Annotated in this window: 22 protein-coding genes and 1 tRNA gene; 11 read left to right on the top strand and 12 right to left on the bottom strand. The window is 57.9% G+C overall.

The genetic code is table 11. The annotated features are described in order from the left end of the window. The 3 genes from FHT78_RS29130 to FHT78_RS19515 all read left to right on the top strand — a co-directional run. Positions 1-253 (top strand): hypothetical protein (locus FHT78_RS29130; RefSeq protein WP_210289877.1); only part of this gene is annotated, 253 nt, incomplete at its 5' end. Positions 254-718: 465 nt separating this feature from the next. After that, positions 719-1,024, top strand: coding sequence for an ETC complex I subunit (locus tag FHT78_RS19520; protein ID WP_183747555.1), 306 nt, complete (start codon positions 719-721; stop codon positions 1,022-1,024). Positions 1,025-1,080: 56 nt separating this feature from the next. Beyond that, a tRNA-Arg gene (locus tag FHT78_RS19515) sits at positions 1,081-1,157 on the top strand. Positions 1,158-1,266: 109 nt separating this feature from the next. Here the strand turns inward: FHT78_RS19515 and FHT78_RS19510 are convergent. Together FHT78_RS19510 and FHT78_RS19505 are read right to left on the bottom strand one after the other, a co-directional pair. Next, positions 1,267-2,571, bottom strand: coding sequence for a DUF5623 domain-containing protein (locus FHT78_RS19510; protein WP_183747552.1), 1,305 nt, complete (start codon positions 2,569-2,571; stop codon positions 1,267-1,269). A gap of 595 nt (positions 2,572-3,166) precedes the next feature. Beyond that, positions 3,167-3,691, bottom strand: a complete 525-nt coding sequence (locus tag FHT78_RS19505; RefSeq protein ID WP_183747549.1) for a DUF992 domain-containing protein — start codon at positions 3,689-3,691, stop codon at positions 3,167-3,169. Positions 3,692-3,879: 188 nt separating this feature from the next. Between FHT78_RS19505 and FHT78_RS19500 the strand changes: the two genes are divergently transcribed. Beyond that, positions 3,880-4,053 carry a hypothetical protein gene (locus tag FHT78_RS19500; protein WP_183747547.1) on the top strand — a complete coding sequence of 58 codons (174 nt, stop codon included), beginning with the start codon at positions 3,880-3,882 and terminating at the stop codon, positions 4,051-4,053. A 260-nt stretch (positions 4,054-4,313) separates the two neighbouring features. On the opposite strand, the gene FHT78_RS19495 is transcribed toward FHT78_RS19500, so the two are convergent. The 4 genes from FHT78_RS19495 to FHT78_RS19480 all read right to left on the bottom strand — a co-directional run bounded on the left by FHT78_RS19495 (position 4,314) and on the right by FHT78_RS19480 (position 8,573). Beyond that, positions 4,314-5,087 (bottom strand): amino acid ABC transporter ATP-binding protein, encoded by a 774-nt coding sequence (locus FHT78_RS19495; RefSeq protein ID WP_183747545.1) that lies wholly within the window; start codon positions 5,085-5,087, stop codon positions 4,314-4,316. 15 nt (positions 5,088-5,102) lie between these two features. Continuing rightward, a complete protein-coding gene (locus tag FHT78_RS19490) occupies positions 5,103-6,248 on the bottom strand; it encodes an amino acid ABC transporter permease (RefSeq protein WP_183747542.1) in 1,146 nt (381 codons plus the stop codon). A gap of 1 nt (position 6,249) precedes the next feature. Beyond that, the gene (locus FHT78_RS19485) at positions 6,250-7,452 is read right to left on the bottom strand and encodes an amino acid ABC transporter permease (protein ID WP_183747539.1); all 1,203 of its coding nucleotides are present in this window, start codon (positions 7,450-7,452) and stop codon (positions 6,250-6,252) included. 95 nt (positions 7,453-7,547) lie between these two features. After that, positions 7,548-8,573 (bottom strand): amino acid ABC transporter substrate-binding protein, encoded by a 1,026-nt coding sequence (locus FHT78_RS19480; protein WP_183747536.1) that lies wholly within the window; start codon positions 8,571-8,573, stop codon positions 7,548-7,550. A 379-nt stretch (positions 8,574-8,952) separates the two neighbouring features. Here FHT78_RS19480 and FHT78_RS19475 point away from each other — a divergent pair, with 379 nt between their 5' ends. Continuing rightward, the gene (locus tag FHT78_RS19475; protein ID WP_183747533.1) at positions 8,953-10,143 is read left to right on the top strand and encodes a cystathionine beta-lyase; all 1,191 of its coding nucleotides are present in this window, start codon (positions 8,953-8,955) and stop codon (positions 10,141-10,143) included. Here the strand turns inward: FHT78_RS19475 and FHT78_RS19470 are convergent, their stop codons facing one another. Continuing rightward, positions 10,144-11,292, bottom strand: coding sequence for an FAD-dependent monooxygenase (locus FHT78_RS19470; RefSeq protein WP_183747530.1), 1,149 nt, complete (start codon positions 11,290-11,292; stop codon positions 10,144-10,146). It lies immediately after the preceding gene. A gap of 27 nt (positions 11,293-11,319) precedes the next feature. Further along, positions 11,320-11,565, bottom strand: a complete 246-nt coding sequence (locus FHT78_RS19465) for a zinc-finger domain-containing protein (RefSeq protein WP_183747528.1) — start codon at positions 11,563-11,565, stop codon at positions 11,320-11,322. 147 nt (positions 11,566-11,712) lie between these two features. Here FHT78_RS19465 and FHT78_RS19460 point away from each other — a divergent pair, with 147 nt between their 5' ends. The 6 genes from FHT78_RS19460 to clpA all read left to right on the top strand — a co-directional run bounded on the left by FHT78_RS19460 (position 11,713) and on the right by clpA (position 17,573). Continuing rightward, positions 11,713-12,498: an alpha/beta hydrolase gene (locus FHT78_RS19460; protein WP_183747526.1), complete on the top strand. Its 786-nt coding sequence runs from the start codon at positions 11,713-11,715 to the stop codon at positions 12,496-12,498. A 131-nt stretch (positions 12,499-12,629) separates the two neighbouring features. Further along, positions 12,630-13,463 (top strand): serine O-acetyltransferase, encoded by an 834-nt coding sequence (gene cysE / locus FHT78_RS19455; RefSeq protein WP_183747524.1) that lies wholly within the window; start codon positions 12,630-12,632, stop codon positions 13,461-13,463. A gap of 137 nt (positions 13,464-13,600) precedes the next feature. Further along, positions 13,601-13,804 carry a DUF3126 family protein gene (locus FHT78_RS29390; RefSeq protein ID WP_007827403.1) on the top strand — a complete coding sequence of 68 codons (204 nt, stop codon included), beginning with the start codon at positions 13,601-13,603 and terminating at the stop codon, positions 13,802-13,804. Positions 13,805-14,087: 283 nt separating this feature from the next. After that, positions 14,088-14,456, top strand: coding sequence for a phasin family protein (locus tag FHT78_RS19445; protein WP_183747522.1), 369 nt, complete (start codon positions 14,088-14,090; stop codon positions 14,454-14,456). A gap of 263 nt (positions 14,457-14,719) precedes the next feature. Further along, a complete protein-coding gene (gene clpS, locus FHT78_RS19440) occupies positions 14,720-15,073 on the top strand; it encodes an ATP-dependent Clp protease adapter ClpS (protein WP_183747520.1) in 354 nt (117 codons plus the stop codon). A gap of 10 nt (positions 15,074-15,083) precedes the next feature. After that, positions 15,084-17,573, top strand: coding sequence for an ATP-dependent Clp protease ATP-binding subunit ClpA (clpA, locus tag FHT78_RS19435; protein ID WP_183747518.1), 2,490 nt, complete (start codon positions 15,084-15,086; stop codon positions 17,571-17,573). 76 nt (positions 17,574-17,649) lie between these two features. Here clpA and FHT78_RS19430 read toward each other — a convergent pair whose 3' ends face one another. The 4 genes from FHT78_RS19430 to FHT78_RS19415 form a co-directional block, all read right to left on the bottom strand. Continuing rightward, positions 17,650-18,078, bottom strand: coding sequence for an HIT family protein (locus tag FHT78_RS19430; protein WP_183747515.1), 429 nt, complete (start codon positions 18,076-18,078; stop codon positions 17,650-17,652). A 54-nt stretch (positions 18,079-18,132) separates the two neighbouring features. Then, entirely contained in the window at positions 18,133-19,335 is a 1,203-nt protein-coding gene (locus FHT78_RS19425; protein WP_183747512.1) for a GNAT family N-acetyltransferase, read from the bottom strand. 78 nt (positions 19,336-19,413) lie between these two features. Then, complete coding sequence (locus FHT78_RS19420) at positions 19,414-20,133, bottom strand: glycerophosphodiester phosphodiesterase (protein ID WP_183747509.1); 720 nt, start codon at positions 20,131-20,133, stop codon at positions 19,414-19,416. Next, positions 20,130-20,597 (bottom strand): RidA family protein, encoded by a 468-nt coding sequence (locus tag FHT78_RS19415; RefSeq protein ID WP_183747506.1) that lies wholly within the window; start codon positions 20,595-20,597, stop codon positions 20,130-20,132. The genes FHT78_RS19420 and FHT78_RS19415 overlap by 4 nt, the downstream gene beginning before the upstream one ends. Positions 20,598-20,622: the final 25 nt, after the last annotated feature.

Here is a 20,622-nt window from a genome sequence, read left to right as displayed (position 1 = left end):
AGTCTCTTTCCACGGCATCAACACCTCCCGCCAAAAAGCGAAAAGTGTTACCCATGTCTCCGGTACGAAACGTCACCTATCTCTCGGGTCGGGCACCCAATATTTTCCGCAATTCGAGATGGGCTACGCCGCTTGTCCATGCTCTGTCGCTATAGCGGCGATTTTGCTCGGGACGTTTCTCGCTCAAGAAGATGGTGACGTGCTATTTACGTCGCAAAGCACGCCTGTTCAAGCGTCTGTGATTCAGCCCTGAGCAAGCAGGCCGACATACTGGGCATAGCTGATCACTGCATAGAAAAACGCAGTGATGCTTGCTCCAATCATGATGGCATGGAATTCTGCAGAGGTTCTCATAGCTCTCACCCGTATCACAACGGTTAGTAGACATCGTAGTCGCCTATGCCGCTCATAACAATTAGAAAGCGATCAAAACATGCAACAATCCGAAACATTTCGGATTGTGTGGCAGGATTGCCCGCTTATCCACGCCCGGCTACGAGGGTGCGCTTTAAGCGCTCTGTGCAATAAACGCCCTGTTCGACAATCGGTTTCATCGATCCACCGATACTGTGGCAGCGGCGCTTTTCCCTTGAAAAAACGGGGATTCGCGGATAAGCAAAATTCACTTCTTCCTGCGATGTTCGGTGTGGAAGCAAGCCTGATTCCAGGCTGGGTTATGAAAGGCGGGCGTTGCCCGCATATCGGAGGCGCCGCAGTCATGTCTGCTAAGATCTATCGTCCGGCCAAGACCGCAATGCAGTCCGGCAAGGCCAAGACTCATCTCTGGGTGCTTGAGTTCGATCAGGAGCAGCCGCGCAAGATCGATCCGATCATGGGCTACACGTCTTCAGGCGATATGCGGCAGCAGCTGAAGCTGACCTTCGAAACGCAGGAACTTGCCGAAGCCTATGCCAAGCGCAACGGCATCGAATACCGCGTGATCGCGCCCAAGGAACCTGCACGCCAGGTCGTCGCTTACCCGGACAATTTCCGCTATACCCGTACCCAGCCCTGGACGCACTGATCCGTCTTCGGCTCGATACGGAAATGCCTGATGCCGCGAGATCGCGACATGGAAACGGCCCCTTAGCTCAACTGGATAGAGCAGCTGCCTTCTAAGCAGCAGGTCGCAGGTTCGAGTCCTGCAGGGGTCGCCATCTTTATCTTGTCCATACCGAAGACATAGGTAACAGAACGTACCTAAGACATGGGTGACCACCTCGTGCCGAGCGCGCCTCAAGGTCATGCCCCGAGGCGCGCTGAAGTTCACTTCCAACTCGTCAGAGACTGAAGCGCAAGATTGAGCTTTCGAAGCAGACCGCGAACTGGCTTGCAATCGGGATAAGAGGACGCGATCAGCGCCATCGCTTCCTGCAAGCGTTTGATGTGAAGGCTGCGTCCGGCGATACCATCCTCATCATCGGGCACAATGTTGCGCTCATGATAGTAGAGTTCGAAGAATACATCGTCCGGCAGAGCGTTACCGTCATACTCAAGCTGGACCCAATCATCCAGTTCCGAACGAACGGAGGCGAGCCTGTTGACGATCCCGGCTCGTTGCCGGGTCGCACTTATAACATCCTTCAACAATTGGCCGACACGCTGATGCGTGGCGATAGCCATTTTTGCTTTCGGCCGCCGGCCAGAGGCCATCACCATCCGGTACGGCACGGTATTGCCCGTCGCCCGGGGACCGCGCTTCTCTTTCGCTTTCTGAGCTTTTTCTTCTGCGTCGCGTAGCTCTCCGGGGGACCGAAACAACTCGCCATCAGTCATGGTCACCCGTTTGCAATTTTCGGGTACAACAGGGGCGGGCATGCGTGACAGCGCCAAAAGAACGGGTCCCAGTGGCAAGCCTTTCTGCCCATCCGAAATTAGATAAAGCTCACTGCCGCCTTCCGGATAGTACATGCCAACCCAGAGCGGCTTGGCAATTTCCCAGCGATTGCGGAGAGACCATGCACTGCGCTCCTGCTGCCGATCCTTTACCGCTGCCGCGTAGGGTTCATCGACGAAAAGGTAACGCTTTTCGATGGGATCGTACCAGCTGCTGCCATGATCCCTTCCTGGGAGGTCGCGTCCAAAATCACCCCTGATGGGCATGCTTTTTGAGGACGGCCTAAGTCCGGTAGAAGCCATGAACTGCAATGTACGCGCCGCTTTACACGCCAGGGCAAGAGCTGAATTCGCGCTTTCTATATTCCTCTGGCAGTGGATCAGGTCGGACGCCAAGCGATTAAAGTATCCCAGTCCGCGAGCCTGCTTGTATTGGCGAGCTGCGATGATCTCGTCGAGGGGCTTCGGCAGCGAAACCTCGATGATCTCGGTGCCACTCGCCTTTGTCTTCGGGTTCCGCCAACGAACGCTGATGAACGTGAAGAAAACGGGTGACGACGGAACGATCGTTGAGGCTTGTAGCGTCCGCAGAGCGTTGGTGTAGTTTGAGAAACCGGCTCGAACCGATGCGCGATCAAGACCCACTGAATGGGCAACGTCGTCCTGCTTGGAGATGGTTTTCGCGAGGCGCTTGATGCCCTCGATTGTGGTGGGCCTGATGTCGTTGACGGACATGTTCTTTTCTCCCGGACTCGTTTTGAAGCGTCACCCGTCAACCACTTCTTGAGCCCGATCAAAAACATGAACGGGTTCGACTTTTCACCAAGGCAGTGCTGTCAACAGCTTCGCAACTGACGGGCGGCGTGCTCCTGCCGGGAGCGAGAAAAAGATAGGTTCGATGCCAATCGGTTTCAAGGTCGATACAGGTGGCAAAGCGCAAGCCTTTCTGTATCAATCCCTGGAACGGGGCGGTTGCGAGATTTTGCCAGGGACGATTTCGGTAGGGTGGTGTGTTACGGTGGCGGGAGCCGACATTCTTATCATGACCCTCGCATACAGAGCGCAAATGACTATCAGCTCTTGCGTCCGGAGGCTTCGACTGTCACGCCAAGAGCCGACTCATTTTAGGCAACCGAATTTGAAGAATCTAACCGGATACACAGGATTTGACTCCGAACGTATACGTCGGGGTGCAATTGTATTCAAAGATTTGGGTTTTCCTGAACTGAACCGCGGACTTCTGCTCGCCGTGGACGATGATTTCAGTAACAGAATAAGGGCCGGCCGGCATTGAATGCGCGGCCAGCCCAATTTCTCCGATTTTGCCGACTTAGCCTTCGGGTGTCAGCGTCATGGACGTGCCCGTTGCGGCAACGTTGAGGCCGAGCTGACCGGTCACGCTGATCGTCTGCAGATGGATCGAGCCGGACGTGCCGCCGAATAGCACGTTGGTGCCGAGGCCGCCGACGAGCGTTGCTTCAGCGGTCGCGCCCTGGTAGAGGCCAGCCAACGAACCGCGATGATAACCGGCTGTCGGCGCGAAGACGGCCCAAAGCAGGCGACCACGCGTGGTGAAACCGAGATCCACGCCGAACTTGCGCAAAGCACCGCTGTAATGTTCAGGCGATTCGCCCCGGCTCGTAGGCTGGAAGACGCAATCGATCTGCTTGGAAGAACCGAGCACATAGCCGACGCCGCCGCCGATTTCGCAATCGAGATAACCGATCTTCACGCCCCCGCTTACATCAGGAGCGACCGGCGGCTCCGTCCGTACCAGGTCTGCCGCGCTGGCGCTCATGGCAAAGGTCTGGAGCAACGAGGCTGCGGCGATTGTGGTCGCGAGTATCTTTTTCATTTTCGTCTCCTGTGAATATCGCTGGAAGGATATAACGTCGGCTTTGTCATAACCAAGGCAAGAAAGTCTTTGCCGTCATTTTGGTTCCCAGAGAGGCCTGCGCCAAGCTGCCGCGGTTATCTTTTGTGGAACCCTATCGGCCTGCATCGGTTGTCCAGATGTCCGTTTTTCAGACAATGGAGATCAAAATGAGCAAGACTAATGCAGACGACATTCGCAAGAAAACAGAGCGGCAGGTAGAAAACACCAGCGCCGGAGGACATCTCGGCGGAACCTATTTCGGCCAGCAACCGGATGGCAAAACAGCCTCTTCCAGCACGACCGAGGCGCGAAAGTCTCGCCCGAACGACGGCAGTAATTGATGCGACAACGATTGCAACGGGCATTTGCGGCTGGTGGGCAGCGTCCAGCCGCCCCACGCCCGCAGTGGTGGTCCAGCGATTCCGGAAAATTTCGTCAATGAGCGGAAGAAGATGCTTATTCGCTGCCGGTATCTATCCCCAGCGGTGACGTTCTAGCCTCGCGGGGCTGTGAGAATTGCTGCGCTCTACGGCTCCCCGCTAGACGCAGGAAAAAACCGCCGGCAGTCAGCCGGCGGTTTTTGAATATTATATCTGCCTGATCAGTGCAGGATCTGGCTGAGGAACAGCTTGGTGCGCTCGTGCTGGGGATTGTCGAAGAACTCGGCCGGCGAATTCTGTTCGACGATCTGGCCCTGGTCCATGAAGATAACGCGGTTAGCGACCTGGCGGGCAAAGCCCATTTCGTGGGTGACGCAGAGCATGGTCATGCCTTCTTCTGCAAGGCCCACCATCGTATCCAGCACTTCCTTGATCATTTCCGGATCGAGCGCCGAGGTCGGCTCGTCGAACAGCATGATCTTCGGGTTCATGCAGAGCGAGCGGGCAATCGCCACACGCTGCTGCTGGCCGCCCGATAGCTGCCCCGGATATTTGTTGGCCTGTTCGGGGATCTTGACGCGCTTCAGGAAGTGCATGGCCACTTCTTCGGCCTGCTTTTTCGGCATCTTGCGCACCCAGATCGGCGCCAGCGTGCAGTTTTCCAGGATCGTCAGATGCGGGAAGAGGTTGAAGTGCTGGAATACCATGCCGACTTCGCGGCGCACTTCATCGATTTTCTTGAGATCGTTGGTCAGTTCCGTGCCGTCAACGATGATCTGGCCCTTCTGGTGTTCTTCCAGACGGTTGATGCAGCGGATCATCGTCGACTTGCCGGAGCCCGATGGGCCGGCGATGACGATGCGTTCGCCGCGCATGACCTTCAAGTTGATGTCGCGAAGAACGTGGAAGTCACCGTACCACTTGTTCATGTTGACGATCTCGACGGCAACGTCGGTCGCCGACACGGTCAGTTTCTTATTAAGGGCTTCTGCCATTGTATGTTCCTCTTTTTATCGTTTGTGGCCGGTGTCGAGATGGCGTTCCATGAACGCTGAATAACGTGACATGCCGAAGCAGAAAAGCCAGAAGACGAAGCCGGCGAAAATCAGCCCGGTTAACGGCGTTACCGCCGTTGCCCAGTTCGGATCGATGAAGAGAAAGCGAACGATGCCGAGCAGGTCGTACATGCTGATGATCGACACCAGCGAGGTATCCTTGAACATGCCGATGAAGGTGTTGACGATGCCGGGGATGACCAGCTTGATCGCCTGCGGCAAGATGATCAGCCGCATCTTCTGCCAGTAGCCGAGGCCAAGCGAATCGGCGCCTTCGAACTGACCTTTCGGAATTGCTTGCAGGCCGCCTCGGATGACTTCAGCCATATAGGCGGAGGCAAATATCGATACACCCACGATCGCGCGCAGCAGTTTGTCAACGGTCCAGCCTGCCGGCAGGAAGAGCGGCAGCACGACGCTGGCCATGAAGAGCACCGTGATCAGCGGCACTCCACGTACGACCTCGATGAAGATGACACTCACCATGCGGATGACCGGCATATGCGAGCGTCTGCCGAGTGCCAGGAGAATGCCGAGCGGGAAAGAGGCCGCGATGCCGACGAAGGACAGCACCAACGTCACCATCAGTCCGCCCCAGCGGGGAGTCTCGACGATTTCGAGGCCGAAGCCGCCGTAGAGCAGAAAGAAGGAGACGATCGGTAGCACGATGAAGAGCAGGATCGCATTCAGCCCTTTGCTCGGCACCGAAGGGATGAGCATCGGTACCAGGAGGAGTACGAAGAGAATGCCGACCAGCGTCGGCCGCCACCGCTCGTCGATAGGGTAACCCCCATAGATGATCTGGTCAAACTTGGCGTTGACGAAGGCCCAGCAGGCGCCGCTCCAGCCGTCAGGCTGGATGCCGCCTTGAACCGTTGTGGCGCAGAAGGTGCGGTCCGGGCCGGTCCAGACCGCCTGCACGAACAGCCAGTTGATGGCATGCGGCAGAGCCCAGGCGAGGAAGGCCACTGCCAGCAGGGTGAGGACAATATCCTTGGGCGTCGCAAGCAGGTTGCGGCGTATCCAGGCGGCAGCGCCCTTTTCTCCCGGCGGTGGCGGTTCCTGCGCCAGCATAGCGCTCCTGACGAAACTATCGCTCATCTTATCTCTCCACCAGGGCCATCTTGGCGTTGAACCAGTTCATTAGCAGGGAGGTCACGATGCTGATGGCGAGATAGATGACCATCCAGATCAGGATCACCTCGACGGACTGACCGGTCTGGTTGAGTGTCGTGCTGCCGACGGCGACGAGATCGGCAAAGCCGATGGCGATCGCCAGCGACGAGTTCTTGGTGAGGTTCAGATATTGGCTGCTCAGCGGCGGAATGATGATGCGAAAAGCCTGTGGAATGACGACCAGCCGTGTGATCGCCGAGGGATGCAGGCCGAGTGCTGCTGCGGCCTCTGTCTGCCCTTTCGGCACACCGCGGATGCCGGAGCGCACGATTTCTGCGATAAATGCAGCCGTATAGAAGGAAAGCGCCAGGAAAAGCGACATGAATTCCGGGCCGACCACCGAGCCGCCGGTCAAATTGAACTTGCCGGCAACCGGGAAGTCGAAGGTAAGCGGTGCACCTAGGACGAAGAAGGCAATGAGCGGCAGGCCGATGATGAGACCTATCGAAACCCAAATCGTATGGAACGGCTGACCTGTCGCCGCCTGCCGCCGATGCGCCCACCGGGCAGTGACGATAGTGGCGATGATCGCGACCACGAAAGCAATACCGACCAGCCAGAAACTGTCGCCGAAGATCGGCTTGGGGAAGGCGAGGCCACGATTGTTCAGATACGATCCGAGTGGCAGATGCAGTGACTCACGGGCATTGGGCAGAATAGCCAGAACGCCCGAATACCAGAAGAAGATCACGAGCAACGGCGGAATGTTGCGGAAGACTTCTACATAGACCGTGCAGAGCTTCGCAATAAGCCAGTTCCGCGACAGGCGCCCAATACCGATGATGAAACCGATGATCGTCGCGGTGACGATGCCGGTAACAGCGATCAGGATCGTGTTCAGAAGGCCGACGAGCAGCGCACGGCCATAGGTCGAATCACTCGAATACTGGATTAGCGACTGGCCGACTTCGAAGCCGGCGCGGCCGTGCAGAAAGCCGAAACCCGATGCAATGTTCGCGCGCGCCAGATTGACTGCCGTATTGTGAGCAATCGACCAGATCAGCGCGACCAGCAAGACAATGGTAAGGGCTTGGAAAAAAATGCCCCGAATTTTCGGGTCGTAAAGGGCAGACTGGAAGCTCCAGCCGCTCCTGGCTATAGGTGTCGAACCCGCAACCTGATGCGTCATACCTGGCCAATTCCCCACGTTATGCGCTCCTTTTCGGAGCTTTTTTATAGGAGGAGGAAAGGCGGTTATCCGCCTTTCCGGCTTTTCATGTCTGATCAGCGAACCGGCGGAGCGTACTGGATGCCGCCCTTGTTCCAGAGTGCGTTCAGGCCGCGCGCTATCTTCAGCTGGCTACCCTGGCCGATGTTCTTTTCGAACACTTCGCCATAGTTGCCGACGTTCTTGACGATGTTGTAGGCCCAGTCGTTGGTCAGGCCGAGGTCGGTACCGATCTTCGTGTCGGCTTCAACGCCGAGGAAGCGCTTGATATCCGGGTTAGGCGAGTTCTTCATCTCGTCGACATTGGTCTGCGTGATGCCGAATTCTTCGGCATTGATCATCGCGTAGCCGACCCAGCTGACGATATCGAACCACTGGTCGTCACCTTGGCGGACAGCCGGGGCGAGCGGCTCCTTGGAGATGATTTCCGGCAGGATCATGTGCTCGTCGGGGTTCTTCAGCGTCAGACGCAGCGAATAGAGGCCCGACTGGTCTGTCGTATAAACGTCGCAACGGCCAGAGTCGTAGGCGGCGTTGACTTCGTCAAGCTTCTCGAAGACCACTGGATTGTACTGCAGGTTGTTGGCCTTGAAGTAGTCTGCGAGGTTGAGCTCGGTCGTGGTGCCTGACTGAACGCAAACCGACGCGCCGGAAAGCTCGAGCGCCGATTTGACGTTCAGGCTCTTGCGAACCATGAAGCCCTGGCCGTCATAATAATTGACGTAACGGAAGTTCAGGCCGAGAGCCGTATCGCGGTTGATTGACCAGGTCGTGTTGCGGGCCAGAACATCGATTTCACCGGACTGCAGGGCGGGGAAGCGATTGGCGGCGCTGAGAGGGGTGAACTTCACCTTGTTGGGATCGCCGAACACCGCAGCGGAAACCGCGCGGCAGAAATCGACATCGAAGCCCGACCAGTTGCCGGACGCGTCAGGAGCAGCAAAGCCGGCAAGGCCGGTATTGACGCCGCACTGGACAAAACCTTTTGCTTTTACGTCTCCGAGAGTTGTGGCCGAAGCGGCCGAAGCGCCAAGAGCGAAAACTGCTGCGCCGACAGCCGCGGACAGGAGCTTGTACTTCATTTTTCCCAACCTTTTTTCCGTTGTCTTATCTTTATCCTTGTCGGGGAGTGGCCGGATTGAAATTGCCCGTTTGCCTCCCCGTTTCCCGCAACCCTCCCGGCGCGGGTTGGTCTATCACAGTCGTAAATGTCACCATGGTCAAGTGTCGCGGTCAATAATTGCGGCAAATTTCAGCATTTTGGTAGATTGCGCTGTACGCATGGGCATCTGACTAGAAATTGAGCGCCAAGGTGAGAAAAAATAACGCTAAATCACGACGTCAAACGCCGGTGGCTGCGCGAGACATGACGATGACGCCACGTTGAAGGGGTTGACGCTGAGAGCGGCGGAGTTCAAGAGTTCCGGCTTTGCATACCCTCGCCAGAAGGCCATTTTCCAAATGAAAGATCTAGACAGTCTCCTGCCGGGCGCCGGCATCAACACCCGTCTTTCCCATATCGGCTACGATCCCAGCGATTATCACGGCTTCGTCAACCCGCCTGTCGTGCGTGCGTCCACTGTTCTCTTTCCCGATGCCAAGTCCATGGAGACGCGCGACAAGAAATACACTTACGGCACTCGCGGCACGCCGACGACCGATGCGCTCGCCGAAGCGATCAACGCGCTTGAAGGCTCGGCCGGCACCGTGCTGGTACCTTCCGGCCTTGCCGCCGTCACCGTCGCGATCCTCGCCTATGTGGCAGCGGGCGATCACGTTCTGATCGTTGATTCCGTCTACGGTCCGACGCGCCATTTCTGTGACACGATCCTGAAGCGCATGGGTATCGAAGTCGACTACTTCGATCCGGCGATCGAAGCGGCCATCGAGACACTCTTCAAGCCGAACACCACGCTTGTGCTGACTGAAGCGCCTGGCTCCAACACCTTCGAGATGCAGGATGTCCCGGCCATCGCGGCCGTGGCGCACAGGCACGGTGCCGTCGTATTGATGGATAACACCTGGGCTACACCTCTTTATTTCCGGCCGCTGGACTTTGGCGTCGACGTGTCCATCCATGCTTCGACCAAATATCCATCGGGGCATTCCGACATTCTGATGGGAACCATTTCCGCCAATGCCGAGCACTGGCCGAGGCTGATCGAGACGCATGGCACGCTCGGCCTTTGCGGCGCGCCTGACGACTCCTACCAGATCCTGCGCGGCCTCCGCACCATGGGTATCCGGCTGGAGCGCCACTACGAAAGCGCGCTGGCGATAGCCACGTGGCTCGAAAGCCGCGAAGAGGTTGCCCGCGTCCTGCATCCGGCCCTGCCGAGCTTCCCGTCGCACCATATCTGGAAGCGTGATTTCAAGGGCGCCAGCGGCATCTTCTCCTTCGTGCTGAAGGCCGATGATCCGCAGAAGGTGAAGCCGAAGGCGCATGCTTTCCTCGATGCGCTCTCCTATTTTGGCCTCGGCTATTCCTGGGGTGGCTATGAAAGCCTTGCCGTGCTGGTCAACCTGTCTGACCGCAAGATCGCCAAGGCGCCGGCTGAAGGCCCGGTCATTCGCCTGCAGATCGGTCTCGAAGATATCGTTGACCTGAAGGCGGATATTGAGCGCGGCTTTGCCGCGGCAAACGCTGTCTGATCAGCCAACTGGGTGGTAGCCGTAGATCCAGTCGAGGTCGGCTGCGAGGCTTTGCGGCGGTTTGAGTGACAGCACGATATCCCGGCCCAGACGGATCGGACCGCTTGCGTGATAGGCAAAGCGGTTGAAGGCTCCGCGCTGGCGGAGTCTGGCGATACGCGGTGTTCGATGCCGTTCGAAGAGCGAGATAGCTTCGGACACCGGGCGGGTGGCAAGAAACGCCGCCAGCTCGAACGCGTCCTCGATCGCCATCGCGGCCCCCTGGGCGGCAAAGGGCATCATGGCATGTGCCGCATCGCCGATCAGTACGGTCTTGTTGCCGTCCTGCCATTTGCCAGGCGTTGCCTCAAAGAGCGGCCAGAAGGTGATGTCGCTGTGCTGTCCGAGCAAGCCGGCAATAGCAGGGTGCCAGCGGCGGAAGCGTGACTGCAGAAGCTCTTGCTGAGCCTGTGTCGGCTTGCCCTGCCAGGCCTGCGGCGCAACATTGCCGGCGGTAATCGCCACCATATTGAAGCCACCGGTCTCCTTCAGCGGATAGCAGACCATATGCGCCGAGGAGCCGAGCAGGGCCGAGACGCTGCTGCGGTCGAGAAAGCCCGGAGCCTCTCTTTCTGCGATGGTAAAACGGAAGGCGACATTTCCCGAGAATTGCGGGGCAGGGGCGCCTGGTATTGCTTGCCTGAGTTTGGACCAGACGCCATCGGCGCCGATCACGACGTCGGCCGGACGACGGCCCTGCGGCAGATCCGATTCGAGCCTGATCCCGAGATGCAATGCACAGAGCGGATTAGTGATGACCGCATCCAGCAGAGTTTTCTGGAGCGTCTTGCGATGCAGGACGCCGTAGGGTGCTCCCCAGCGGTACCTGGCAAAACTCCCGGCTGGAACTGCTGCAAGCTCGCGCAACGAACTGCCTGAGATCAGCCTGATGGATTGCGGTTCGAGCCAGAGGCTGGTCAGCCTGTCGAGCACGCCGAGCTCGGCAAGCACACGCGATGCGTTGGGCGAAATCTGCAAGCCGGCGCCAACTTCGGCAAGCTCCGGCGCCTGTTCGAAAATATCCGAACTGATACCGCGCCCTGCAAGCGCCAGCGCGGCCGTCAGGCCCGCAATTCCGGCGCCGATAATGGCGGCATGTTCGACCGGCATAGGATATCCGATCTAAGAAGAGGGAAATTACGCCGCCTTGATGTGGAAGACGCAGCCGGGCGGATTGGTTTGGTTGGACTTCAGCGACGCGTTGTAGCGATAGAGCGTCGAGCAGTAGGAGCAGACCTTCTCGTTATCGTCGCCCATGTCGATGAAGATATGTGGATGATCGAAGGGAACCGAGGCGCCGGTGCACATGAATTCCTTGACGCCGACTTCGATAACGCGGTGACCGCCGTCGTTCTGGAAGTGAGGAATGCTATGGCCGGCCATGTCTGTCTCCGAATGCTTTGAATTCTGCGCGGACCTTATAGGCCTTCGAAAGAAAAGTGTAGTGCCAAAGCATGGCTCCCTTGCGAGTTTTTGGCTTCACGCTTCGGGGCCGCTCGACTATGGTCGCGCCAAAATAAGGGCGGCTCGATGAACCTGAATACACCTGCATTTTCAAGCTTCACGCATGAAAGATTGAAACTCGCTTTCTTCGATGAGGGTGATCCCTCCGGCCCGCCGGTGCTGCTGATTCATGGTTTCGCCTCGTCAGCCAACGTCAATTGGGTTCATCCGGGCTGGTTGAAGACGCTGGGTGACGCCGGCTACCGTGTCATTGCCATTGACAACAGGGGGCATGGCGCGAGCGACAAGCCACGCGATGCCGAAGCTTACAGGCCGTGGTTCATGGCGGGCGATGCGATTGCGTTGCTTGATCATCTCGGTATCCCCGAAGCCAATTTAATGGGATATTCCATGGGCGCTCGCATTTCCGTCTTTGCGGCACTTGCCCATCCGCACCGCGTCCGCTCGTTGGTGCTCGGCGGCCTCGGTATCGGCATGACCGATGGGGTGGGCGATTGGGATCCGATCGCCGATGCTCTGCTAGCGCCGTCGCTGGCCGATGTCACTCATCCGCGCGGCCAGATGTTTCGCGCCTTTGCCGAGCAGACGAAGAGTGACCGCGAGGCGCTCGCCGCCTGCATCAAGGGCTCGCGCGATCTCGTTGCCCGCGCCGATATGGGCAAAATCGATGCGCCAACCCTGATCGGGGTTGGAACGAAAGACGACATTGCCGGTTCTCCCCAAGAGCTTGCGGCGCTGATGCCTGACGCCAAAGCGCTGGATATCCCCGGCCGCGACCACATGCTCGCCGTAGGTGACCGGGTGTTTAAAAAGGCCGTCCTGGAATTCTACGAAAAGGTTGCCGCCGACTGATGTCGCCGGCAGGTGACATCAGCGCGATTTCCAAGAAAAACGCGCCGACTCGGTGCGCCGCACGCACCCATTTATGTTGTCGGCGTTTTCCTCTATATAATCGCATTCCAACGGGAAATGAGGAGACCGAAATGGTCGCTAAGATGGATATCCGCACGCTGGACTCAGCCAATCCTCTGAAGGTGATGGACCCTATCTGGGACAGTCTGCGAGAAGAAGCGCGCCTCGCTGCGGAAAGCGATCCGGTGCTGGCAGCCTTCCTCTATTCGACGGTGATCAACCATCGCTCGCTCGAAGAATGCGTCATCCATCGCATCTGCGAGCGCCTCGACCATCCGGACATGCAGGCGAACCTGCTGCGCCAGACCTTCGAGGAGATGCTCGACGACTGGCCGGAATGGGGCGCGATCCTGCGCGTGGATATCCAAGCAGTCTATGATCGCGATCCCGCTTGCCTGCGCTTCATGGAAGCTGTTCTCTACTTCAAAGGCTTCCACGCGCTGCAGACGCACCGGCTGGCGCATTGGCTGCTGAACCGCGGACGGCGCGACTTCGCGCTTTATTTGCAGAGCCGCTCGTCCAGCGTCTTCCAGACGGATATCAACCCGGCCGCCCGCATCGGTAAGGGCATCTTCCTCGACCACGCGACCGGCCTCGTGGTCGGTGAAACGGCCGTCATCGGCGACAACGTTTCCATCCTGCATGGCGTCACCCTCGGCGGCACAGGCAAAGAAGGCGCCGACCGTCACCCGAAGATCGGCACGGGTGTGCTGATCGGTGCAGGTGCCAAAATCCTAGGCAATATCGAGATCGGCTTCTGTTCGCGCGTTGCCGCCGGCTCCGTCGTGCTGAAGCCGGTACCGCCGAAGACGACGGTGGCTGGCGTGCCCGCCAAGGTCGTCGGTGAAGCCGGCTGCTCCGAGCCGGCACGCATTATGGATCAGGTCATCGGCGCCGATATCTGAGCTCTCATTGGAAAAATGCGGAAAAGCGCCTAGATCCCGGCAGGGATGGTCATTGTTAACACGATCTCGCGACCTTTACAGCGCCGCTTTACCTGTGCAAGAAGCGGCCAACCGAGATCGCTTACGGAGTTGAAAGAGTGAAGCCTGAAGAAATCAAGAAGCTCGACGCCTATTTCAAACGCACGCTGAACCCGCAGATCGTGGTGAAGGCGCGCCCGCGCAAGAACGACTCCGCGGAAGTTTACATCGGCGAAGAATTTCTGGGTGTCATCTACATTGATGACGAGGACGGCGACCGTTCCTACAATTTCTCGATGGCGATTCTCGACGTCGATCTCTGATCGGCCGTCACATCGATCAAAAGCCGTGCATCGCCAGCCGATGCATGGCTTTTTTGTTGGCGGCTATTGCCAAATACGCCGGTTCGCGAAAATTTCTTATAACCCTGCGGTTGCAGGGGCCTGATATATTTTAGCAAAATCAATAAAAGACGAACGTGCCCAAAAATCCGGTGCTTAGCGCAACCAGTGGACGCAACCACTGGATGTTTTGCGATGCACAAGACTACTTGACTCTTTGTGCATTGCAGCTAATCTCTCTTTCATAGCCAACTGGAGGATGGTCATGTTCAATTTCGACGATGCAAACCGCAAGAGCAAGGAAGCCGTGGATTCGATGCTCAGAAGCTATTCCGATGCAGCCCAGGGTTTTCAGGCGATCGCCTCCGAGGCGGCCGAATATTCCAAGAAGTCCTTCCAGGATGCGGTCACTCATTTCGAGACGCTGTCGGGCGTAAAGAGCTTCGAAGCGGCCTTCGAATTGCAGACCAATTATGCGAAGTCTTCTTATGAGGCTTTTGTTGCTGAGGCGACCAAACTCGGTGAAATGTATGCCGACCTCGCGAAAAAAGCCTATAAGCCTTACGAAGCGCCGACGGCTGCCGCAGCCGCCAAGGTGGTGAAAACCGCTCCGGTCTCTCCGGCAGCTGCATAAATTTGACGGTGCGTTGAGCGCCGCCTATTGAAAATCAAAGACCGGCACCGCATTTGCGGCCGGTCTTTTTTATTTCCCGAAGCACGCCCTGGTTTTTACGCAGACTTTTTTGGCCTTTGCGTCAAGTCCTGCGGAATTGTGATTGCAGTCGGAAGCAAGGGGCTTAAAATCGCTCTATTATGAACTACCTTAGTGTTTCAGATATTCGACGGGAAAGCACCCCTCCCATGCTGCCTGCCGGATTGATTGAGGAATGAATGAAAATGATCGCTAAACCGATCCGGATGCAGAACGACGGCGAAAGGAACGGGGACAACGGAAATCGCGGAACCTCGGTCATCACACGCACCAAGCCGAAGACCAAGAAGCCCAATCTCTATCGCGTACTGCTTTTGAATGACGACTACACGCCAATGGAATTCGTCATCCACATCCTGGAGCGTTTTTTTCAGAAGGACCGGGAAAGTGCCACCCGTATCATGCTGCATGTCCATAACCACGGCGTCGGCGAATGCGGAATATTCACATACGAGGTAGCGGAGACCAAGGTGAGCCAGGTGATGGATTTTGCCAGGCAGCATCAGCATCCGTTGCAATGCGTCATGGAAAAGAAGTGAGGAACTGAACGTGCCAACATTTTCGCCTAGTCTTGAGAAGGCGCTCCATCAGGCACTGACCTTTGCCAACGAGCGGCACCATGAATATGCGACGCTCGAGCATCTGCTGCTCGCCCTGATCGACGATGCCGATGCGGCTTCGGTCATGGGTGCTTGCAATGTGGACCTCGACGCCCTCCGTAAAACGCTCTTGGAATATGTCGATAACGAACTCTCCAACCTGGTCACCGGTTATGACGAAGATTCCAAGCCGACTTCCGGCTTCCAGCGCGTCATCCAGCGTGCGGTGATCCATGTCCAGTCTTCGGGCCGGGAGGAAGTGACCGGCGCCAATGTGCTCGTCGCGATCTTCGCTGAACGCGAAAGCCATGCAGCCTATTTCCTGCAGGAGCAGGAAATGACCCGCTACGACGCCGTCAACTACATCTCTCACGGCATCGGCAAGCGCCCTGGCGCATCCGAAAGCCGTCCGCCGCGCGGTGCGGAAGAGGAGTCTGAAGCCAAGCCTACCGCACGTGGCAGCGAGGAAGAGGGCGGGCCTAAGAAGCAGCAAGATGCGCTGAAGGCTTACTGCGTCAACCTCAACGAGAAGGCCAAGGGCGGCAAGATTGATCCGCTGATCGGCCGTCACGCGGAGGTGAATCGCACCATTCAGATCCTGTGCCGCCGTTCCAAGAACAATCCGCTCTATGTCGGTGATCCCGGCGTCGGCAAGACCGCTATTGCTGAAGGCCTCGCTAAGCGCATCGTCGAGGGTAAGGTTCCGGAAGCTCTGGCAGACGCCACGATCTTTTCGCTCGACATGGGCACGCTGCTGGCCGGCACGCGGTATCGCGGTGACTTCGAAGAGCGCCTGAAGCAGGTCGTCAAGGAACTGGAAGAATATCCGGGCGCCGTGCTCTTCATCGACGAAATCCACACCGTCATCGGTGCTGGCGCAACGTCAGGCGGTGCCATGGATGCCTCGAACCTCTTGAAGCCGGCCCTGTCGTCAGGCGCGATCCGCTGCATCGGTTCGACCACCTACAAGGAATATCGCCAGTTCTTCGAGAAGGATCGGGCTCTGGTCCGTCGCTTTCAGAAGATCGACGTCAATGAGCCGTCGATCGATGATGCGATCGAGATCATGAAGGGTCTGAAGCCCTATTTCGAAGAATACCACCACCTGCGCTACTCGAACGAGGCGATCAAGACGGCTGTCGAACTCTCGGCCCGTTACATCTCGGACCGCAAGCTGCCGGATAAGGCGATCGACGTCATCGATGAGACCGGTGCAGCCCAGATGCTGCTGCCGCCGTCAAAGCGCCGCAAGCTGATCACCGAAAAGGAGATCGAAGCGACGATTGCGACGATGGCCCGCATTCCGGCGAAGACCGTCTCGAAGGACGACGAAGCCGTTCTTGCCAATCTCGAGCAGGAACTGCGCTCGGTGGTCTATGGTCAGGATACGGCGATCGAAGCCCTGTCTACCTCGATCAAGCTGGCACGTGCCGGCCTGCGCGAGCCGAACAAGCCGATCGGTGCTTACGTCTTCTCCGGCCCCACGGGCGTCGGCAAGACGGAAGTCGCCAAGCAGCTTGCCGCCTCGCTCGGCGTCGAGATGCTGCGCTTCGACATGTCGGAATATATGGAGCGGCATACGGTTTCCCGTCTGCTCGGCGCACCTCCCGGCTATGTCGGTTTTGATCAGGGTGGCCTTCTGACCGATGGCGTCGACCAGCATCCGCATTGCGTGGTCCTGCTCGACGAAATCGAAAAGGCCCATCCGGATATCTACAATATCCTCTTGCAGGTCATGGACCACGGCACGCTGACCGACCATAACGGCAAGAAGATCGACTTCCGCAACGTCGTTTTGATCATGACGACCAACGCGGGCGCTTCGGAAATGGCCAAGGCCGCGATCGGCTTCGGTTCGTCCAAGCGTACCGGCGAAGACGAAGAGGCACTGACCCGCCTGTTCACGCCGGAATTCCGCAACCGTCTCGACGCGATCATCCCGTTCGCGCCGCTGCCGACGGCCGTCATTCACAAGGTCGTGCAGAAGTTCATCATGCAGCTGGAAGCTCAGCTCTCCGAACGCAACGTCACCTTCGACCTGCACGAGGATGCGATCGCCTGGCTGTCGGAAAAGGGTTACGACGAGAAGATGGGCGCCCGCCCGCTTGCCCGCGTGATCCAGGATGCCATCAAGAAGCCGCTGGCGAACGAAATCCTCTTCGGCAAGCTGAAGAAGGGCGGCGTCGTCAACGTTACCGTCGGCCCGAAGGAAGACGGCAAGCCAGGCCTCATTCTCGAAGCCATTCCGGAAACGGCGCCCATCAAGCCGAAGCCGGAAGCCGAACTGGTTCATCCGGAAGCGGTTGGTGAGGAAGATGGCGAGCTGAAGACCAAGGCGGTCAAGAAGACGAAGGCCAGGACCGTGCCGCGGCCTGAACCGGAAGTTCGCGATGCGCCTAAGAAAGGCTCGACCGTTCCGAAAGTTCCTCGGAAGAAATAACCTTTGGGTGAAATACGTGAAAAGGCCGCTGCGAAGCGGCCTTTTTGCTTGCGGTATATGTTCAGGGTTTGGGTAGTTACGCAAGTTCCGCCTTGATCTTCTCCGCGTTGGCTGCGAGCACCGCACCGTCCTCCATCTTGCCGGAATGCGGCTTCAGCGCCACGCCCTCATGCCGTGGAATGACATGGAAGTGCAGATGGAAGACTGTCTGACCTGCTGCCGGCTCGTTGAATTGGGCGATGAACACGCCGTCAGCGTCGAAGGCTTCCTTCACCGCATTCGCGATTTTCTGGACGACCGTGATCGTATGCGAGAGGGAAGCGGGGTCGGCATCGAAGATATTACGCGAAGGTGCCTTCGGCAGGACCAGAACATGGCCCGGCGCTTGCGGCATCACATCCATGAAAACAACGGTCTTGTCGTCCTCGTAGACGCGATGCGACGGGATCTCGCCGCGCAGGATCTTGGCGAATATATTGTTGTCGTCATAGGCAGCGCTGGTCATGGCGAAATCTCCTCGTATTTTCCTTGATCGCGTAGCGCGCCAGAGCCAAGCGCGTCAATCCTCCTGCAGCCGTTCGCCTTTGCGGAAGGGAGTGTGTTCGGCAAGCATCTCATTCATATATTCGACATCCTCCCGCTCGCGCTCCAGATAGTCGGCAACAGCGCGCCGCAATCCCGCATGGGCGATATAGTGGGCGGAGTGGGTTGTCACCGGCAGGTAGCCGCGGGCAAGCTTATGTTCACCCTGGGCGCCGGCCTCTACCTTCTTAAGGCCCTTTTCCAACGCAAAATCGATGGCCTGATGGTAGCAGACCTCGAAATGCAGGAAGGGGTGCTCCTCGATGCAGCCCCAGTGCCGTCCGTAGAGCGTATCGCCGCCGATGAAATTGATGGCACCTGCTATATAACGGCCGTCACGTTTTGCCATGACCAGCAGAATGTCGTCGGCCATGCGCTCGCCGATCAGCGAATAGAATTTGCGCGTCAGATAAGGACGGCCCCATTTGCGGCCTCCGGTATCCATGTAGAAGGTAAAGAACTGGTCCCAGATTTTTTCGGTCAGGTCCTTTCCGGTTAGCCAGTCGATGGTGATGCCGTTCTCAACCGCCGTCCGACGCTCCTTGCGCAGTGCCTTGCGCTTGCGGGAGGCGAGCGTTTCCAAGAATGCGTCGTGATTGGCATAGCCATCATTGATGAAATGGAACTGTTTGTCGGTGCGGTGCAGGTAGCCGTCGGTCTCAAAGATCGGCATCTCGTCCTCTGGCACGAAGGTGATATGAGCCGAGGAAATATCTAGGCGGCGGACGACCTCCTTGAGGCTTTCCGCCATAGCGCTCTGAATTGGCAGTCTTGCAAATCCTTCGGCCACGAGCAGGCGCGGGCCGGTCGCGGGTGTGAAGGGGATGGAGCACTGCAGCTTCGGATAATAGCTGCCGCCGGCCCGTTCGAAGGCATCGGCCCAGCCATGATCGAACACGTATTCGCCCTGGCTGTGGTTCTTCAGATAACCGGGCAGGGCGCCGACCAGTTCACCCTTGGCCGTCTCCAGAAGCATGTGATGGCCGAGCCAGCCGGTCTGCGCGGTGGCCGAGCCGGATTCTTCCAGCGACGAGAGGAAGGCATGCGAGACGAAGGGATTGTAGGCGATGGTGTCGCACGCCTTCGACGCCCCCGAAAGCCTTGACCAGCGCTCGGGGGAAATCGCGGTGAATGATCGCTCGATGCGAATGGAAAGTTCGTCTGACGATTCGTCTGTCATGAAGCAAATGCGAAGCCGTTGGGAGGAGGGAGCGGGCTCCCTCCCAGTCTGCGCACGATCTTGTCGAAAAAGCGAGCGTCAAACCGCCGCGCGCGGATCGAAGCCCTCGAAAGTCATTTGGTCGGCATTCTCGAAGGTGCGCTTGCGGGCATCTTCGTCACGGACTGTCCAGGTTATGACAGGAATGCCCTTATCACGCTGGCGGGAGATGAAAGAGTTCGGCAGGTCCGCATAATAATAGGAGATGAAATCGAGGCCGAGCTCCATCGCCTTCTCATGGGTGGCATATTCTTCCGCTGTATTGCCGTTGGCCGTCAGTCCGACCGGGAAGGGAGCGCCAAAGTCCTTCAGGTCCTTCAGCAGCCAATGGTCGAAGCTCATCAGCGCGATCTTGCCTTCATAGCCCTCGAGGACTTCGAGAACGCTTTCGGCAAAGCCTTCGTCGTCGGCCTCACGGCCCTTGAGTTCCAGCACCAGCGGCACCTTGCCCTGCACGAGGTCGAGAAGCTGCTTCAGCGTCGGCACTTTATCCTTGGTGCCGCCGACGGCGATCAGCCCCAGCTCCTTGGAGGTCCGTTCACGCACGTCGCCCTTCAGATTGCAGAGACGTTCCAGATCTTCATCGTGGAAGATGACCGGCACGCCATCGGAGGCATAATGGAGGTCGCATTCGATGGCAAAGCCTGCTTCGACGGCACGCGAAAATGCCGAGAGCGTGTTTTCCCAAATGGCATTGTTGAGGTCATGGTAGCCGCGGTGGGCAACCGGAAGCTCTTTGATCCAAGCGGCATTCGTCATTCTGCAATTTCCATGATAGCATCGATTTCGACTGCAGCATTGAGCGGCAGGGCTGCCATGCCGACGGCAGCGCGGGCATGTTTGCCGGCTTCGCCGAGCACGCCGGCGATCAGGTTCGAGGCGCCATTGATGACGAGGTGCTGCTCGACAAAATCAGGCGCGGAGGCAACGAAGCCGTTGAGCTTGATGACGCGGCGGATGCGGCTGAGATCGCCAAGCGCTGCCTTTGCTTGCGAGAGAATGTTGATGGCGCAAAGCTCTGCCGCGCGCTGGCCGGCGGCAACATCGACAGTCTTGCCGAGATGGCCGGAGACGGCGACCTTGCCGCCTTCGAGCGGCAGCTGGCCGGAGATAGTGAGTAGATTGCCGCTGATGACGTAGGGGACATAATTGGCGGCAGGTGCGGCAGCTTCGGGCAGGGTTATTCCCATTTCCGACAGACGCGTTGCGATTTGATCGGACATTTTCGTCTCCGCTTTTGTTGTCAAT

This window comes from Rhizobium sp. BK196, from assembly GCF_014193255.1.
Lineage (GTDB): Bacteria > Pseudomonadota > Alphaproteobacteria > Rhizobiales > Rhizobiaceae > Rhizobium.
The sequence above is the reverse complement of the archived record's forward strand: the minus strand, read 5'-3'. Positions and strand labels throughout refer to the sequence as shown.

Bases quoted from the DNA above. Each gene is read 5' to 3' on its own strand.
- cysE (WP_183747524.1), top strand. From the start codon at position 12,630: ATGGTCGCTAAGATGGATATCCGCACGCTGGACTCAGCCAATCCTCTG.
- FHT78_RS19470 (WP_183747530.1), bottom strand. From the start codon at position 11,292: ATGCCGGTCGAACATGCCGCCATTATCGGCGCCGGAATTGCGGGCCTG.
- FHT78_RS19420 (WP_183747509.1), bottom strand. From the start codon at position 20,133: ATGACGAATGCCGCTTGGATCAAAGAGCTTCCGGTTGCCCACCGCGGC.
- FHT78_RS19495 (WP_183747545.1), bottom strand. From the start codon at position 5,087: ATGGCAGAAGCCCTTAATAAGAAACTGACCGTGTCGGCGACCGACGTT.
- clpS (WP_183747520.1), top strand. From the start codon at position 14,720: ATGATCGCTAAACCGATCCGGATGCAGAACGACGGCGAAAGGAACGGG.
- FHT78_RS19510 (WP_183747552.1), bottom strand. From the start codon at position 2,571: ATGTCCGTCAACGACATCAGGCCCACCACAATCGAGGGCATCAAGCGC.
- FHT78_RS19460 (WP_183747526.1), top strand. From the start codon at position 11,713: ATGAACCTGAATACACCTGCATTTTCAAGCTTCACGCATGAAAGATTG.
- FHT78_RS19520 (WP_183747555.1), top strand. From the start codon at position 719: ATGTCTGCTAAGATCTATCGTCCGGCCAAGACCGCAATGCAGTCCGGC.
- FHT78_RS19490 (WP_183747542.1), bottom strand. From the start codon at position 6,248: ATGAGCGATAGTTTCGTCAGGAGCGCTATGCTGGCGCAGGAACCGCCA.
- FHT78_RS19485 (WP_183747539.1), bottom strand. From the start codon at position 7,452: ATGACGCATCAGGTTGCGGGTTCGACACCTATAGCCAGGAGCGGCTGG.
- FHT78_RS19465 (WP_183747528.1), bottom strand. From the start codon at position 11,565: ATGGCCGGCCATAGCATTCCTCACTTCCAGAACGACGGCGGTCACCGC.
- FHT78_RS19445 (WP_183747522.1), top strand. From the start codon at position 14,088: ATGTTCAATTTCGACGATGCAAACCGCAAGAGCAAGGAAGCCGTGGAT.
- FHT78_RS19505 (WP_183747549.1), bottom strand. From the start codon at position 3,691: ATGAAAAAGATACTCGCGACCACAATCGCCGCAGCCTCGTTGCTCCAG.
- FHT78_RS19430 (WP_183747515.1), bottom strand. From the start codon at position 18,078: ATGACCAGCGCTGCCTATGACGACAACAATATATTCGCCAAGATCCTG.
- FHT78_RS19425 (WP_183747512.1), bottom strand. From the start codon at position 19,335: ATGACAGACGAATCGTCAGACGAACTTTCCATTCGCATCGAGCGATCA.
- FHT78_RS19415 (WP_183747506.1), bottom strand. From the start codon at position 20,597: ATGTCCGATCAAATCGCAACGCGTCTGTCGGAAATGGGAATAACCCTG.
- FHT78_RS19500 (WP_183747547.1), top strand. From the start codon at position 3,880: ATGAGCAAGACTAATGCAGACGACATTCGCAAGAAAACAGAGCGGCAG.
- FHT78_RS19480 (WP_183747536.1), bottom strand. From the start codon at position 8,573: ATGAAGTACAAGCTCCTGTCCGCGGCTGTCGGCGCAGCAGTTTTCGCT.
- FHT78_RS19475 (WP_183747533.1), top strand. From the start codon at position 8,953: ATGAAAGATCTAGACAGTCTCCTGCCGGGCGCCGGCATCAACACCCGT.